The 13,865-nt window shown below is 72.6% G+C and carries 9 protein-coding genes; 5 read left to right on the top strand and 4 right to left on the bottom strand.

Annotated elements, in window-relative coordinates; translation table 11 throughout:
• Positions 1 to 22: 22 nt before the first annotated feature.
• Complete coding sequence (locus Asera_RS19970) at positions 23 to 910, top strand: nucleoside hydrolase (protein ID WP_030444703.1); 888 nt, start codon at positions 23 to 25, stop codon at positions 908 to 910.
• Positions 911 to 1,191: 281 nt separating this feature from the next.
• Positions 1,192 to 3,060, top strand: coding sequence for a PQQ-binding-like beta-propeller repeat protein (locus Asera_RS19975; protein WP_157034633.1), 1,869 nt, complete (start codon positions 1,192 to 1,194; stop codon positions 3,058 to 3,060).
• 35 nt (positions 3,061 to 3,095) lie between these two features.
• Here Asera_RS19975 and Asera_RS19980 read toward each other — a convergent pair whose 3' ends face one another.
• From Asera_RS19980 to Asera_RS19995, 4 genes are read right to left on the bottom strand one after another with little or no spacing between them, the layout of a single operon-like run.
• On the bottom strand, positions 3,096 to 5,387 hold the full coding sequence (locus Asera_RS19980) for a GH92 family glycosyl hydrolase (RefSeq protein WP_051801725.1): 2,292 nt from the start codon (positions 5,385 to 5,387) through the stop codon (positions 3,096 to 3,098).
• 11 nt (positions 5,388 to 5,398) lie between these two features.
• Positions 5,399 to 6,484, bottom strand: a complete 1,086-nt coding sequence (locus Asera_RS19985; protein WP_157034632.1) for a glycoside hydrolase family 26 protein — start codon at positions 6,482 to 6,484, stop codon at positions 5,399 to 5,401.
• Entirely contained in the window at positions 6,477 to 7,796 is a 1,320-nt protein-coding gene (locus tag Asera_RS19990) for a glycosyltransferase family 2 protein (protein WP_030444699.1), read from the bottom strand. The genes Asera_RS19985 and Asera_RS19990 overlap by 8 nt, the downstream gene beginning before the upstream one ends.
• A 13-nt stretch (positions 7,797 to 7,809) precedes the next feature.
• Complete coding sequence (locus Asera_RS19995; protein WP_051801720.1) at positions 7,810 to 9,756, bottom strand: glycosyltransferase family 39 protein; 1,947 nt, start codon at positions 9,754 to 9,756, stop codon at positions 7,810 to 7,812.
• Positions 9,757 to 10,020: 264 nt separating this feature from the next.
• On the opposite strand from Asera_RS19995, the gene Asera_RS20000 reads away from it, so the two are divergent.
• From Asera_RS20000 to Asera_RS20010, 3 genes are all read left to right on the top strand, one after another.
• Entirely contained in the window at positions 10,021 to 11,721 is a 1,701-nt protein-coding gene (locus tag Asera_RS20000) for a hypothetical protein (RefSeq protein WP_030444697.1), read from the top strand.
• A gap of 192 nt (positions 11,722 to 11,913) precedes the next feature.
• Entirely contained in the window at positions 11,914 to 12,576 is a 663-nt protein-coding gene (locus tag Asera_RS20005) for a response regulator transcription factor (protein ID WP_030444696.1), read from the top strand.
• Positions 12,573 to 13,865: a sensor histidine kinase gene (locus Asera_RS20010; RefSeq protein WP_084130942.1), complete on the top strand. Its 1,293-nt coding sequence runs from the start codon at positions 12,573 to 12,575 to the stop codon at positions 13,863 to 13,865. The genes Asera_RS20005 and Asera_RS20010 overlap by 4 nt, the downstream gene beginning before the upstream one ends.

Here is a 13,865-nt window from a genome sequence, read left to right on the forward strand (position 1 = left end):
GGCTCACCGCTCGGACCACGACATGACTCATCGCGTCGTGCTGGACACCGACATCGGGTCCGACGTGGACGACGCGCTGGCCCTGGCTGTCCTGCTCGGCTCGCCCGAGGTCGACCTGGTCGGCGTGACCACCGTCTACGGGGACACCGCGCTGCGGGCCCGGCTCGCGGCCCGGCTCGCCCGGTTGGCGGGCCGCGAGGTCGTCGCCGTGGCGGGGCAGCGGGAGCCGCTGTCCGGCCGGGACGTCTGGTGGGCCGGGCACGAGGGCGGTTCGTTCGACGATCTCGGCGACGAGCCGATCAGCGCGGGCGACGGGGTGGACTTCCTGGTCGACACCGTGCGCTCGGCGCCCGGCGAGATCGACCTGGTGGCGATCGGACCGCTGACCAACGTCGCCGCCGCGGTCCGCGCCGACCCCCGCTTCGCCGGCGCGCTGCGCCACCTCTACGTGATGGGCGGCCGCTTCGGCCACGCCCCGGACGGCGGGCCCGGGCCGCGGACGGCGGAGCACAACTTCCGGTCCGACGCGACCGCCGCCCACCTGGTCCACGCGGCCGGGATCCGAAGCACCACGACCGGGCTGGACGTGACCACCACGGTACGGCTGGGCCGCGCGGCGGTCGACCGGATCGGCGCTGCCGGGGCGCTGGGTGCCGCGCTGCGTGCGGAGATCCAGCGGTGGTGGCGGTTCACCGGTGAGCAGGGCAACGTCCCGCACGACCCGGTGACGGTACTGACGATGCTGGTGCCCGGCCTGTTCGAGTTTGCCCGCGGCACCGTGTCGGTCGACGCCGACGACGGCTCCAGTACCTTCACCGCCGGTGCCGGTCGGGCGCGGGTCGCCACCGCGGTCGACGCCGGTACCGCAGCGACGACCATGATCGACCGCATCGTCACCGCCGGTCGGTAGCCGGCCTGGGCCCGCCGCTGGTTGCCCCGCTGTGACACCCTGCCCGGTACCGAACGCGAGGAGGCTGGCGCGATGCCCGACGCAGCGACGAGGCCATCCGGCCCGCGGTACGCCCTGCGTCGATCGGGGCCCGCCAGGTGAGCGCGGCGGACCGTCCCGGTGACGACGCCGCCGCGGGAGCCACGAGGCACGTCGGCGACGACACTGCCGGTGCGGGCATAGCGGCCGACCCCGCGAGGCGTGTCGGCGATGAGGCTGCCGAGGTTGCTGGCGGTGGCGGCATGGCGGCCGATCCCGCGAGGCGTGTGGGCGATGAGATCACCGGCGGTGACGGCATCGCCGCTGCCGATCCTGCGGGCCATGGCGGTGCGGACGCTGCCGTCGGTGCCGGTGCCGGTGCCGGCACCGGCACCGGCGCTGCGCGCGGTGCCGGTGGTGCGGGCGATGCCGGTGTCGCGAGAGGCGACGGCGGCCCGGACGAGGTGGGCGGCGCACGATCCGGATGGCGGTCGGCCGGGTGCGCCGCCATCGCCGCCGGCACCGCGATCGTGCTGGTCGCGGCGTGGCTGCTGCCGGCCGGGCTGGCCGGGACGAGTACCGGGCAGCGCTGGCTACGGGCGCTCGGGGTGCTGCTCGCGATCGCCGCACTGGCGTGGCCGCTCGCCGCCTGGCGGCGGCGACGGGCGTGGCGGCCGGCGCCGGACGGCCGGTACCTCGCGCCCGGCGCCGTCGCGGTACTCGCGGCGGGCGTCCTGGTCTGTGCGGTGCTCGGCCTGCGCGTCGAGGCAGGCAGGGGCTTCCCCGGCCGGGCGACGACGGTCGCGGGGGTCGCGGCCGTCGCCGTCCTGGTCGGCACGGCGCTGGTGCTGTTCGGCGCCCGGCGCGGTGGCGGTGGCCGGGGTGGCTCGCGGCGGCGCGCCCTGGTCGGCGTCGCGGCGTTGACGACCGTGGTCGTGGCGGGAGCCAGCGCCGGCGCCGGCAACCTGGCTCCCGGCGCCAGCGCGACGTCTGTCGTGGCGGACCGGGCACCGGCCCCGGCCGTACCGGCGACGGTCTCGCGGGTGGCCTGGTCGCGGGCGATGCCCACCCGGGTGCACGAGATGGTGGCCGCCGGAACGGGCGTCGCGGCCCGGCTCGACGACGGGGTCGCGGGCGTCGACGGGCGCACCGGCCGGATCCGCTGGCTGCACCGCCGCCGGGGCGCGGTGGCCACCTCGGTGACCGCCAGCCCGGACGGGGCGACCGTGCTGCTGCAGTGGAAGGCCGGCAGATACGGCAGAACCCAGCTGGTGTTCCTGGACGCCGACACGGGCCGGATCCGGTTCACCGAGGACGGTGACACCCCGCTGTTCTCCTACAGCGTGCCGATGACCGACGACGTCTGGCTGTCGTCCGACGACCTGCTGGAACCGCGGGCCCGGATCAGCGCCTGGTCGGTGCGCGACGACCGGCTGCTCTGGCGGTACCGCACGCCCGCGCACTGCGTGGTCCGCGACTTCCTGTCCCACGACACGACCGCGCATGCGGTGATCCTCGCGGTCGGCTGCCGCGCGAACGGCGTCGAGGACTCGATCCGGTTCGTCGCGTACGGCACCGGGCCGACGCCGCTGTGGCAGCGCCGGGTGGCGATCCCCCCGGGATCGAACGCACCGACCGTGATCGGTCGGCTCGCACCGGACGGCTCGACCTACGGTGCCCAGATCAACGCCGGCGACGGTAGCGCGCACCAGGTCGGGTTCGATCCGCGCACCGGCCGATCCGTGCCGTACCACCGGCATCCGCTGTCCGGCGGAAGCTGGTACGAGCGGGAGGACGGTGCCGTGCTGGTGCACCACCCCGACGGTGGCACCCGGCGGGCCGCCCTGCCCGGGTCGTGCCTGATCGGCGACGGCGGGGTGGTGGCGGCCGGCGCCGTCGGCTGCACCACGATCGACCACTCGTTCGCCGCGCAGGGTACGCAGACAGTCCAGGTGCGGGAGTTCTCCGGCCGCAGCCGCAGCGTGCCGGTCGACGTGGGCGGGCCGTTCCAGCGCTTTGGCGGGTCGGTCGACGAGCTGTCTTTCCTGGTCGCCGCACCGGGCGCCTGGGTGGTTGGCACCGGCGCGCCGGTCACCGACGGCGGCACGTACCGCCTCGTCGGTCTGCGCTGAGCGTCGCCTGTCGGCGCCGAGCCGTCGACGGCGGGTCAGGACTTGGGCGGGCGGTTGCCGACCCCCCAGCCGGACGGCTTCGGGCCGAGCCGGAACGTCAGCTCGCCGCCGCGGAGCAGGTCGCGGTGCCGCAGCCACGGGCCCGGCACCGGCCTGCCGCCCAGCTGCACGGACTGCACGTACCGGTTGGTGTCCGAGGCGCCGGGCGCGGTGATGGTGAGCGTTCGGTCGCCGGCCAGCCGCAGCACGGCGCGCTCGAACAGCGGGCTGGTCAGGTAGTACCAGTCCTGGCCGGGGTTGGGGTAGAGCCCCAGTGCGGTCCACACGTACCAGGCGGACATCGCGCCGGCGTCGTCGTTGCCGGGCAGGCCGTCCGGGGCGGCGTGGTAGCCGGAGGCGAGCAGCTTGCGGGTCATGTCCGCGGTGCGGTCCGGCCGGCCGGCGTGCAGGTAGAGGAAGGGCGCGAGCAGGTCCGGCTCGTTGGACGCGTCGTAGCGGTCCCGGCTGAACAGCCGGTCGAGGAACGCGACGAACTTCTTGTCGCCGCCGAACCGGTCGATCAGCCCCGGCACGTCGTGCGGCACCATCGTCGTGTACTGGAACGCGCTGCCCTCGTAGAAGTACGGCGTGCCCGCGTCGTTCGGATCGAACGGTGACAGGAACCGGCCGTCGGAGTAGCGGGGGCGGATCACGCCGGTGGTCGAGTCCCACAGCTCCGCCCAGTTCTTCGCGCGCTGGTGGTACTTCGCCGCAACCGCGTCGTCGCCGACGTGCTCGGCCACCCGCCCGATGCAGAAGTCCTCGTACGCGTACTCCAGGGTGCGCGAGCCGACCCGGCTGCCGTGCGGGTCGTCCGGCCGGTGCCGGTCGATGGCGAGATAGCCCAGCCGCAGGTAGTCGTCCAGCTCGCGGCCCTCGATCTGCGGCTTCGGCGAGTTCTGCTCGCCGTCCTTGCGGATCGCCCGGTAGCCGGTCTTGACGTCGATGCCGGGCAGCTTCTTCACCACCGCGTCGGCGATCACCACGTCGCCGGAGGTACCACCCTGGACGTAGGAGTTGACCCCGGCGATCCGGGCGTCCGGCAGCCAGCCGGTGTACCGGTACGTCTCGATCAGCGAGTTGACCATCTGGGCCTGCCGTTTCGGCTGGATCAGCGTCAGCAGCGGGTGCACCGTGCGGTGGGTGTCCCAGAGCGTGTAGAAGTCCTCGTAGTGCGGCGTCTTGCCCTGCCACCAGACGTTCTCACCGGTCACGTCGTGCGGCATCAGCTGGCAGTGGTACAGCGCGGTGGCGAACACGGTGCGCTGCTCCGCGGTACCGCCGGAGACCACCGCCCGGCTCAGCGCGTCCCGCCAGGCGGCCTTCGCGTCCGCGCGGACCGCGTCGAAGGACCGCAGCCCGAGCTCTTTGTCCAAAGTGGACCGAGCCTGGGCAACCGAGACGAACGAGACGGCGATGCGCAGCTGCACCGACCGGCGCAGCGAGGTGCGCACCGACAGGATCGCGCCGACGCGCTGCTTGACCCCGCCGGTCACCTCCCGGAACCCGTGGTCGACGGCGCCGTCGACGAACGTCGCCACGTCCGCGAAGTGCTGGTCCAGCCGCGCCGCGAAGTGCAGCGTGTACTGGCCGCCGCGGTCGCCCCAGCCGCCGGTGACGGTGACCGATCCCTCGACCGAGTTGTTGCCCACCACCGCGAGCCGGGTGTGCTTGGGCTGCTGCGCGCCCCCCGTCATGATCACCGAACTGGCGTCGATGACCAGGTGCCCGCCCTTGTCATCGGGGAACGTGTACCGGTGCACCGCGCACCGGCGGGTCGCGGTCAGCTCGGCGAGCACCTTCGGGTAGGTCAACAGCACCTTGTAGTAGCCGGGCTCGGCGTGCTCGCCGGACCGGCCGGAGCCGAGCCCGTCCAGCCGAACCCGGCCGGTGATCGGGGTGACCCGGAAGTTGCCGTACCGGCTGTCGCCGCCGGTGCCGGACACGTGCGTCTGGGAGAAGCCGACGATCGGATCGGTCGTCGTGTACCCGGCGCTGGACGGGTTGTCGGTGTCCGGGCTCGCCGCGACGAACCCGAACGGCAGGTGCGCGCCCGGGTAGGTGTTGCCCGGCGTGGCGGTGCCGATCAACGGGTCGACGTCGTCGATCATCGACGGCGGCGGATCGCTGCTGCGGCCGGTCGGATGGTCGCTGTCGCAGCCGGCCGCGAGCCCGACCGAGGCGAGCCCGGCGGCACCGCCGGCAAGCAGCGTGCGCCGCCGCAGCGGCGCCGCCGTCCGGGTGTCGGCCGCGGGGCGCGGTGGGTTGTCCGGGTTCGTCGTGTCCACGTGGCGTCCCGTCAGCGTTCGATCGGGCGCGCGACCCGCAGCTTCGTGATGCCGGACCGGAAGGCGTCCAGCGTTTCCTGGTTGACGGTGAACCGCCAGTCCTTGGTCCCGGTGGCCTTGTGGTCGTACTCGAACCAGACGAAGCCCACGATGTCGGTGCGGCTCTTCAACCAGTTGAACAGGCTGGTGGTCCAGGTCGACTGGTTCTTGCCGGGTCCGGCGCCGGTCTCGGTGATCAGGATCCGCTTGCGGGTGAACGTGCGGAACTGCTTGATCGTGTCCTGGAAGGTCTGCGTGGCGGTGGTCTGCTCGTCGGCCGCGTAGCCGACCATGCCCACCCAGTCGACGTACTTGTCGCCCGGGTACAGCGGTTCGAGCGCCACGCTCGGCACCGGGCGGGTGATGTTCGGGCTCCACACCCAGATCACGTTGTTCGCGCCGACCTTGCCGAAGATGTCGTGCACGTGCCGCCAGGCCCGCACGTACTCGCCGGGGTGGTTGCCGGACTTGCTCTCCGACCACGGGTACCAGTCGCCGTTCATCTCGTGCCCGAACCGCAGCACGATCGGCCACTTCTGGTCGCGCACCGCGGAGGCGAACCGGGTGATGTAGCCGTCGTACTTCCCGTCGATGATTCGCGACAGGGCGTAGGCGGGCTGGCTGGTGCCGTGCTGCAGGCCGGACCACGGCTCCCAGGTGATCGCCGGGACGGCGCCCTGCCGGTACGACTGGACGACGGCCTGGGCGCGGAAGTCCTCGGTCCAGTTGACGAAGTACTCCAACAGGTCGGGTCGCATCCCCGCCTTGTCGGAGATGTCGTCGATCTCGCTGTCCGACCACGGCGCCTGCGGCGTGGACAGTCCGAAGTAGATGCCGTGCGGGTGCATCACCTGCTGCTTGGTGGGGATCTTCGCGGCGAGCTTCGCGCTCTCGGTCGGATCCGGCGTCTGCATCGAGCGGGCCTGCGCCTGGGTGCTGCGGAACCCGTTGCCGACGGTGAAGTAGAGCACGCCGCCGGAGAACAGCAGCAGCAGGACGGCATTGACGCCCATCCAGATCCGGTAGCTGCGCCGCGAGATGAGTCGATGCCTAGACACTGCTCACCACCGTAGCCGCCAGCAGCAGACCGCCCAACAGATAGGGAATCAGCGCCTGCGCGTTGCGCCCGCGCTTGCCGGCGAAGCCGCCGGCACGAGTGCCCCAGGAGGCGTTGTGCGCCAGCCGGAAGAACCCGACGACGCGCACCGGCATCAGGATGAACGTGTTGATCAGCATGAAGATCGGCAGGTAGGCCATGTCGTTCGGCCGGTACGCGAAGTGCCGGCCGAACCGGATGCCGAGTCCCATGATCGTCATCATCGCGCTGAACACCAGCAGCGAGAACAGCGCCAGCAGGCCGGACTCCGGCAGCGGCAGCCGCCCGTACAGCTCGGACCTGTTGCCGGCGAGCAGCGCCACGATCCACGACACGTACGAGCCGATCAGGATGAACGGCACCACGATGTCGGCGACGTAGAACAGCGCCAGCACGGGCGCGTTGCGCAGCATCCAGCCGAGCATCCGCAGCGTGTTGTACTGCGAGCCGCGGGCCCACCGGAACTGCTGCTTGACCAGCTTGGTCAGCTTCGTCGGTGCGTCGGTGTAGACCAGCGAGGTGGACTGCACCACGGTCTTGTAGCCGTCCATCAGCGTGTAGTTGGTCAGCGTGCGGTCGTCGGAGACCTCGATGAACACGCCGAGAAACGGCTCGGTGCGGAACTTCTCCATGTTGTCGCGCAGGATCGAGGTCCGGAAGGCGATCGTGCGCCCGGGCAGGCAGCCGACGGTGCCGAGCACGCTCATCGCCGGCATGGAGTATTCGTTGCGGATGTTCTCCAGCCAGTCGGCCCAGCGGGTGAGCATGCCGCGTTCGGGATTGAGGATGCGCTGCCGGGTGCTGACCCCGCCGACCTCGGGGTCGCGGAACGGCTTCACCAACTCACGCAGCGTGTCTCGGGTCCACATGGTGTCCGAGTCAACGAGCACCACGATCTCCCCCTGGGCCATGCTCACCCCGATGTCGACCGCATTGCGCTTTCCGGGGGTTTTGGTCCAGGTCCACACTACTCCGACGCGCTCGCACACCTTTTCCAACGTCTCGTTGCGCGGGCCGTTGATGACGACGATGACCTCGGTCGGATGCTGCACCACGATGCGTTCGAGCACCGACACGAACAGCTCTTCCTCCTCGTCCACCACCGGGATGACCACCGAGGTGGTGGTGCGCCAGTCGGCCTGCCACGGCCGGTACTGCCGGGCCAGGATCGCCTTGGTCAGCCACAGCAGCCAGATGACCGCCATGAACACGGCGAACGGGTAGACGTGGCCGGAGTGCAGCCACTCCGAGATCTGCAGCAGGAACGCGAGCACGATGCCTCCGGCGTCAGGACGGCTTGCGCGTCAGCAGGGCCAGCGTCAGGCCGGCCGGATGCCACGTCTTGCTCGTCTGGAACGCCGTACGCAGCGCCTCCTCCTTGCTGCCGCCGAGATTGCGCAACGGATCCGACACCGAGCCGAGCCGCACCACCCAGACCCGGTTCACCTTGTCCGGCAGGCACTTCGCCGCGTCCTTGCACTCGATCGCGAGCACCTTGCCGTTGGTGCGCTGCGGCTGGGTGACCATCAGGTCCTTCGGCCGCGAGCCGGGGCTCAGGTAGTGCGCGATGGTGTCGCGGCCCACCCAGCCGCCGCCCGGATCGTCGGTGCCGTAGACGATGCCGTCGCCGGGCTGCTCGTTGTTCGCGACGATCGTCGCGAGCTTGCGGGTGTCCTGGTCGTGCCCGGCCTCGCCGCGGATGGTGATCTGCGCCGGCAGCGACACCAGCCCGACCGCCGCGACCACGAGCAGCCCGCGTACCAACGGGATCCGGTCGAGGGTGCCGGCCGCGAGCAGCACCCAGGCCGGCACGGTGAACAGCACGTAGCGCGGCTGCCACAGCGCGGTGAAGTGGCCGACCGTGAACAGCGTCGCCGCCGGCAACAGCGCCCACGCGCTGTAGACCAGCGCGGGATGCCGGTACGACACCGAGAGGGCGGCGAGCACCAACAGCGCGCCGCCGATCGCGGTCGCGCCGAACAGGGCGTACGGCAACGCGGACAGGTCGGTCAGCCGCGACTGCGGGATCCAGCTGATCTGGTGACGCTGCCCGGCAGACAGCACCAGGACCGCGATGGCCGGTGCCGTGCCGACGACCGCCGCGGCGAGCCAGCCGCCGAACGCGCGCCGGTGTTGCGCCAGCACCAGCACGCCGTGGGCCAGCAGCAACAGCATCGAGATCGGGTTCAGCGCACCGAGCACCGCGACGACCAGCACGTACGGCAGGAAGCGGGTGAACCGCGGCCGGTCCAGCGCGCGGGCCAGCAGCAGCGTGGACAGCGCGGCGAACAGCACCACCAGCGCGTAGACCCGTGCCTCCTGCCCGTACCGGGAGACCGAGGGCACCACCGCGAACAGCAGGCCGGCAAGCAGACCGCCGCGCGGACCACCGAACCGCGAGCCGAGCGCGGCGACCAACGCCGCGGTCAGCGTCATCGCGAGCACGGATGGCAGTCGTAGCGCCAGATCCGAGCTGCCGAGCAGGTGCGTCCAACCCCACATCAACACGTAGTAGGCGCCGTTGACCATGTCGGTGGAGCGCAGCAGCGGCCACAGCTCGTGTGCCGAGACGGTGGTCATGCCCCAGGTGGCGAGCTCGTCCGCCCACAGCCCGGGGCGGTCCACCCGGAAGATCGTGATGACCGCGGTGAGCAGGGCCGAACCCAACCAGGCCAACTGGGTCAGCGCCCGGTTGGTGCCGCGGAACCCGTCGGCGACCACCGCGGTACCGACGACGGCGCCCGGCGACACCGGTGCCGCGCTGTCGACCGGGTCGCCGCCGGGCCGCGGGTCGACGTCGGTGCGGGCGATGTCCATCGTGTCGTCCGGCTCCACCGGACGGCTCTCGGCCGCCGGTACCCGGGCGGTGGCGACGCTCGGCACGCTGGCCCGCCCCGACCGTGCCGCCACGCCGGACACTCGCTCCGCGTTGTCGCTTGATCGCTTGGGGTAGTTGCGTTGTCGCTCGTCGTCCTGCTGCCGGTCGCCCCCGTGGTCGGTGTCGCTCGCGGGACGGTCGCCGCCGCGCGGCGGCGGCACGATCCGCCGGACCTCCGCCTTGGCGGTGCCGGCGACGCTGGCCCGACCCGCTGGCCGGGCGGCGTCGGCGCGCTCGTCCGGCAGCCAACCGGCGAAGGACTCGGCATCCGCCGCCGCGTCGGTGTCGCCCCGGCGCCGGCCGTGCCGAACCGGGGTGCGGTCGGTGGGATCGCCGCCGTCGGGTCCGGGCGGCATCGCTGCATCGTCGAGATCAGTCACGGTTCATCGCAAGGAGGGGCACCTGACAGGTCGCGCGGGCGGTCGGGCGGGCAGCCGATACGGGGGTTGCGGGTGGAGTGCCCCAAGATACCGCCCCAGAACAACACTCCCACGCCGGCCGCCGCCGACGCGAGACCGCGCACCTCGGCCGCCGCGGTGCGGCCACGCCGGTACCCCGGTGGTGAACCGGAGCTATACCATCCGTCGCAGAGCACGGCGGCGTGGAAGAGAGAGAGTGAGATGCAGACAATCGGCCCGTACGCGTTGCGGGACCTGCTCGGCGCGGGCCCGGCAGGGCGGGTCTGGCGGGCAGTCGACCAGCAGGGCAACCAGGTCACCATGGCCGTGCTCGAGGGCCAGGCGGCGGTCGACCCACAGAGTCGCTGGCAGTTCAGCGCGACCGTCGAACAGGTGCGCCAGTCCGCGCCGGTCGGCGGCCCGGTGGCGGCCGACCTGGTCGGCCAGCAGCCGTGGGTGGCGTTTCCCGACGACGGCGGCGCCAGCGCCGCGAACGTGTTCGCCGCGATGGGTGCGCCGTGCCAGCCGGTGACCGCACCCGCCGGCCAGCCGACGCCCGGCCAGCCGCCCGTGTCCGGTCAGCCGGTGCCCGGCCAGCCCGTGTCGGGTCAGCCCATGTCGGCGCAGCCGATGTCTGGTCAGCCCATGTCGGCGCAGCCGATGTCCGGCCAGCCGTCGTCCGGCCAGCCGATGCCGGGCACGGTGCCGCCGGTGCCCGGCCAGCCGATGCCGACACCGGTCTCCGGGATGCCGGCATCCGGTGCACCGATGGGTTCGGGGTTCCAGCCACCGGCCGGTGGCGACGGCGAGCCGGCGACCACGGTCATCCGGCCGGATGCCCACGGTGCGGTGCCGCAGGCCAACCAGGCCAACCAGTTCGGCGCGGTGCAGCAGCAGCCCGACCAGTTCGGTGCCGAGCAGCCGGCGGGGTTCGGCGCCGCGCCCAACCCGTTCGAGCCGGTCGACCCGTTCAACGCCGGTGGCCAGCAGGCCGCGCCGGCGCCCGACCCGTTCGCGCCGCAGGGCCAGCAGCAGTCGGGGTTCGCCGGCCAGCAGGCCGAGCCGTTCGCCGCGCAGCAGGCGGAGCCGTTCGGCGGTCAGCAGGCGGGACAGTTCACCGCGCGCCCACCGCAGCCCGACCAGTTCGGCGGCCCGCAGCCACCGCAGCAGTACCCGCCCCTGTCGGCCGAGCCGGAGGAGAAGCCGCGCCGGACCGGGTTGCTCATCGGACTGGTGATCCTGATCGTCGTGGTGCTCGGTGGCGGCATCGGCGGCGCGGTCTACTTCACCCGCGGCAGCGAAACCCCGGAGACCAAGCAGTCCGCGAGCGCCAAGCCCACCGGTGGCAAGAGCACGGCGCCGCAGGGCGAGCCGACGCCGCACGCGCAGAAGTCGGCCCCGAGCACGCCCAAGCACCCGGGCAAGGAGCCGCCGAAGGACGCGTCCTGGCCGTCCTCGTTCGCCAAGTTCGGCTCCGGTGACAAGACCAAGTCGATGTCCGGCCTGGCCGGGCTGGGGTTCGACTTCGTCGCCCCGTCCGACTGGACCTGCACCAAGAAGGACCAGTCGACGAGCTACGTGAACTACCACTGCGTCGGCTCGAAGACCAAGGCGGGCGGCGACGTGATCGTGCGTACCTGTGGTGAGCCGTGCGACGCGGCCAAGAAGATCCACATGCGCGAGCAGGAGGAGGCGTTCGGTCTGCGCTGGGAGCGCGACGGTGGCAACTCCTCGTGGGCGCAGGCGGACAAGGTCACCGCGCCCGACGGCAGTTCGGGGTACGGCCTGGTTCTGGTCCGGTACTGGCACAGCAAGCCGGGCGGCCCGATGGACCGTCAGGTGGTCCTCCGGCTGACCGCACCGCCGTCGGCCAAGAGCGACGTGCAGAAGGTTGCGAACAGCGTTCGCGACGCCACTCAGTGATTGCCGCCACCCGGTTGCCGCGGTGACCCCGTACCCCGACCCCGCCCCGATCGCCGGGGCGGGGTGTACCGGTCGGCTTGTGCCCGTTCGCCTGGCTTGCTCCGCGCCGGGACGACCGGGGATGATGCACCAGGCCGACCCGACGCGCCGTACGGGCCGGTCACCCGACGTGGTCGAGGGGAGGCGCCGCCGGTGCGGGTCCTGGTGATCGAGGACGAGCGTGCGCTGGCGGACGCCGTCGCCCGCGGGCTGCGCCGCGAGGGCATGGCGGTGGACACCGCGTACGACGGCACCAACGGCCACGAGATGGCCCTCACCACGCGCTACGACGTGGTGGTGCTGGACCGCGACCTGCCCGGGGTGCACGGCGACGAGATCTGCATCGACCTGGTGCGGGCCGGGCTGCTCACCCGGGTACTGATGCTCACCGCGTCCGGCAGCGTCGCGGAGCGGGTGGAGGGTCTCGAACTCGGCGCCGACGACTACCTGGCCAAGCCGTTCGCCTTCGACGAGCTGGTGGCCCGGGTGCGGGCGCTGGGCCGGCGGGCGACCCCGGCCGCGCCGCCGGTGCTGCGGGTCGCCGACGTCGAACTCGACCCGGCCAAGCGCGGCGTGCAGCGCGACGGCCGGACGCTGGATCTCACCCGCAAGGAGTTCGGCGTACTGGAGGAGCTGATCAAGGCGCGCGGCGGCGTGGTGTCCAGCGAGGAGCTGCTGGAGCGGGTCTGGGACGCCAACGCGGATCCGTTCACCACCACCGTGCGGGTCACCGTGATGACACTGCGCCGCAAGCTCGGCGACCCGCCGCTGATCGAGACCGTGGTGGGTGCCGGCTACCGCATCACCGCGGCATGACCGGAGGCCCTCGGAGCGATCGCCCACCTGCCGGCGAGACCGTCGCCCCGCCGCCCGGGCTGCGCGGCCGGCTGTACCGGCGGGTTCGGGCCAACTCGCCGCGTCCGACGTTGCGGTTGCGGCTGACCCTGCTCAACGGGGTGCTGCTGGTCGGCGCCGGCGCGCTGCTGCTCGGGTTGTCGCTGCTGCTGGTCCGGCAGGCGCTGGTACCGGCCCAGCAGCTGCAGGCGGGCTCCCAGGTCACGCTGGCCGACGGTCAGGTCGTCGACGCGAAGCGCTACCAGGCCCGGCTCGCGCACGACACCGAGCTGGAGGTGGTGTTCAAGGGGCTCGCGGCGCTGGTGGTGATCAGCTCGGCCGGCGTGATCGGCGGCTACATCGTCACCGGCCGGGCGCTGCGGCCGCTGACCCGGGTCACCCAGGCCGCCCGGCGGCTGTCCACCGAGACGATGGACCAGCGGATCCGCTACGCCGGGCCGGACGACGAGATCCGCGAGCTGGCGAACACCTACGACGCGATGCTCGACCGGATCACCGACGCGTTCGCCTCGCAGCGCCGGTTCGTCGCGAACGCCAGCCACGAGCTGCGCACGCCGCTGGCCGTGATGCGTACCGAGGTCGACGTGGTGCTGGCCGATCCGGCCTCCGACGCCGAGGAGCTGCGCCGGATGGGTCGGGTGGTCCGCGAGGCGTCCGAGCGGGCGAACTCCCTGGTCGAGTCGCTGCTGTTGCTGGCCCGCACCGAGGCGCAGGCCGGGCGTCGGCTGGTCCGCAAGGTACCGGCCGACCTCGCGGCCGGCGTGGCGGTGGCGCTGTCGGCGGTACGGCCGGACGTGGCCCGGATGGACCTGTCGTTGCAGGTCGCGACGCCGCCGGCGCCGGTGGTGGGCGATCCGAGCCTGCTGGAGCGGCTGGCCGGCAACCTGATCGAGAACGCGGTGCGCTACAACCATGCCGGCGGCACCCTGTGGGTACGCACCTCGACCGACGCCGAGCACGCCTACCTGGTGGTCGGCAACTCGGGCGGCGAGCTGGACCCGGGCGAGGTACCGGCGCTGTTCGAACCGTTCCGCCGGGGTGGCCGGGAGCGCACCGGTACCCGCGGCTCCGGCCTGGGGTTGTCGATCGTGCGGGCGGTCATCGACGCGCACGGCGGCTCGGTCAGCGCCCGCGCCCTGTCCGGCGGCGGCCTGGAGGTCACCTGCACCATGCCGGCCGCCGGCGTCACCCCGGTGGCCCGGGGTGCGGCGGCGCTGGTCCCGCCGCCGGCCACCACCGACCTGCCCTGA

Source organism: Actinocatenispora sera (assembly GCF_018324685.1).
GTDB lineage: Bacteria > Actinomycetota > Actinomycetes > Mycobacteriales > Micromonosporaceae > Actinocatenispora > Actinocatenispora sera.